A 2,842-nucleotide genomic window follows, 5' to 3' on the forward strand; every position below is an offset into this window, starting at 1 on the left:
TGACCACTGACCACTAACTACTGTACACTAAAAGAAGTTCCGTCTTTACCGTCCTTCAATTGAATACCAAGCGCCAATAATTTATCACGAATTTCATCAGACAAAGCCCAATTTTTATTTGCTCTAGCTTCATCACGCATTCCAATCAACATAGTTACAACGCCTTCCAATTTATCAGAGTTATTGCTAGATGATTTTTCGTTTTTAATTCCTAAAACATCAAATGTAAAAGTAGTTAAAGTCGATTTCAATACTTCTAAATCTTCTGCCGTGATTGTTTCACGCTTATCATTTAAAACATTCACAAATCGAATTCCTTCAAATAAATGAGCAATTAAAATAGGCGTATTAAAATCATCATTCATGGCATCATAACACAATTTACTCCAAGATTTCACATCTAAAGTAGAAGCAGTGCTTGTTTCAATTTCACTTAATAAATCAAGGCCTTCCATCAATCTATTAAATCCTTTTTCTGCAGCCAGAATTGCATCGTTAGAAAAATCTAAAACACTTCTATAATGCGCTTGCAACATAAAGAAACGCGCCACATTTGGAGCAAAAGCTTTAGTCAAAAACGGACTATCACCAGTAAAAATTTCGTTCGGAAGTATATTGTTTCCTGTACTTTTCGCCATTTTCTTACCATTTAAAGTAAGCATATTGGCATGCATCCAATAATTTACAGGCGAATGACCAGTACAAGCCTCATTCTGAGCAATTTCACATTCGTGATGCGGAAATTTCAAATCCATTCCGCCACCATGAATATCAAATGTTTCACCCAAGTATTTCGTACTCATAGCAGTACACTCCAAATGCCAACCCGGAAAACCAATTCCCCAAGGCGAAGGCCAACGCATAATATGCTCAGGTTCTGCCTTTTTCCAAAGCGCAAAATCCTGACCGTTTTTCTTATCACTTTGTCCGTCCAAATCTCGCGTGTTAGTCAGCATATCTTCAATATTTCTGCCGCTTAACTTGCCATAATTGTGCGTTTCATTAAACTTTACAACGTCAAAATACACTGAGCCATTTACTTCATAAGCAAATCCTTTATCAATAATTTGTTTTACAATTTCAATTTGCTCAATAATATGTCCGGTTGCTGTTGGCTCAATACTTGGCGGTAAAAAATTATATTTATCAAGAATCGTATGAAAATCAACAGTATAGCGTTGTACAATTTCCATCGGTTCCACTTGTTCCAATCGTGCTTTTTTGGCAATTTTATCCTCGCCATCATCCACATCATCCACAATATGACCAACATCGGTAATATTTCTCACATACCTAGTTTTATACCCAAGGTGCAACAAATACCTAAAAATCACGTCAAAACTCATAAAAGTTCTCACATTTCCCAAGTGAACATTGCTGTAAACCGTTGGTCCGCATACATACATTCCCACATTTCCTTCATGAACAGGTTTAAAAACTTCCTTCTCACCAGACAGCGAATTGTATATCCTAAGTGTTTGATCTTTATATAATGACATAATTATTTTTATTTTTATTAGAAGCTAATCCAGCTTTCCATTGCAATTTTGCTTGTAAAAAACTTTTTTTCTAAGGCTAAAAAAGAGCTTCCGTTGGTCGCTTTTTTTATCCAAGAAAAAATAGTTTTTTCCTGCACAAGAATTTCCATTGCAATCTGGGCTAGTTACGTTCAGTTTTAATAGTGAAATGTAGTAATTAAAAAGAAGTATCTAGTTTTATGTAGTCCAGAAATTCACGTCTTACGCTTTCTTCCTTAAATCTACCACCAAATTCAGATGTTACTGTGCTACTTTCAATATCTCTAATTCCTCTAGAATTTACACATAAATGTTTGGCATCAATAACGCAAGCAACATCTTTCGTGTTTAGAACTTTTTGCAATTCTTCAACAATTTGCATCGTTAAACGTTCTTGCACTTGTGGTCTTTTAGCAAAATAATCTACAATTCTATTCATTTTAGATAAACCAACCACAGTTCCGTTAGAGATATAAGCAACATGGGCTCTACCAACTATAGGAAGTAAATGATGTTCACATGTAGAGTAAACAGTGATGTTTTTTTCAACAAGCATCTCATTATATTTATACTTGTTTTCAAAAGTAGATGAGCTTGGTTTTTTATTAGGATTTAACCCGCCAAAAATTTCTTTAACAAACATTTTCGCAACTCTGTTTGGAGTTCCTTTTAAACTGTCATCTGTTAAGTCCATACCAAGAGTTATTAAAATACTCTCAACGTCTTTTTTTATTAGTTCAATTTTCTGGTCATCATTTAAATCAAAGGCATCGTCTCGTAAAGGGTTGTTGGAGCTAGTAGCAATATGATTATTTCCGATTTCATCGGATAAGTCTTGATTGTTAATCATTACAATTTTTTAAATTACTTAATAATTCTATATTGCGCAAAGATAATTATTTATTGTTTCAAATAGACGTTCTAAAATAATGAGTTTTGAAAAAAATTCTAAATTTTAAGCTAAAATTATATTAATTTTATGTAAATTTCGCCGTTTAAAAATGCAATTATGAAAACCTACTTACTATTATTTATGTCTTTTTTTGGAATCGTTTCGTATTCACAAGAGACAAAAAGTCAATCAAATTCTCAATCTATAACGCTATCTCCAAAGGAATTTTATCCTACTATTGGAATTAAATTTAATCTTGAAGTAGTTTCAAATGTAAATTTAATTGTCAAAAATAAAGAGGGTAAAGTTGTTTATGAAGAAGTTTACGAAAATATTAAAACATCGTTCCATAAATTAGACCTATCTACTGTAGTAAATGACGATTATAAATTATTTTTTTATGCTAATGAAAAAATTATTTTTCAAGATGAAA

Annotated in this window: 3 protein-coding genes; 1 reads left to right on the forward strand and 2 read right to left on the reverse strand. The window is 32.3% G+C overall.

The features are described 5' to 3' along the window. Nucleotides 1-17 precede the first annotated feature (17 nt). The gene (cysS, locus tag DIU01_RS01435; RefSeq protein WP_290831480.1) at nt 18-1,499 is read right to left on the reverse strand and encodes a cysteine--tRNA ligase; all 1,482 of its coding nucleotides are present in this window, start codon (nt 1,497-1,499) and stop codon (nt 18-20) included. A 196-nt stretch (nt 1,500-1,695) separates the two neighbouring features. Further along, nucleotides 1,696-2,367, reverse strand: coding sequence for a GTP cyclohydrolase I FolE (gene folE, locus DIU01_RS01440; protein WP_290831481.1), 672 nt, complete (start codon nt 2,365-2,367; stop codon nt 1,696-1,698). A gap of 159 nt (nt 2,368-2,526) precedes the next feature. Here folE and DIU01_RS01445 point away from each other — a divergent pair. Beyond that, nucleotides 2,527-2,842, forward strand: a 316-nt coding sequence (locus DIU01_RS01445; RefSeq protein ID WP_290831482.1) for a hypothetical protein, incomplete at its 3' end; no start/stop codon positions are given.

Source organism: Flavobacterium sp., assembly GCF_003525665.1.
GTDB lineage: Bacteria > Bacteroidota > Bacteroidia > Flavobacteriales > Flavobacteriaceae > Flavobacterium.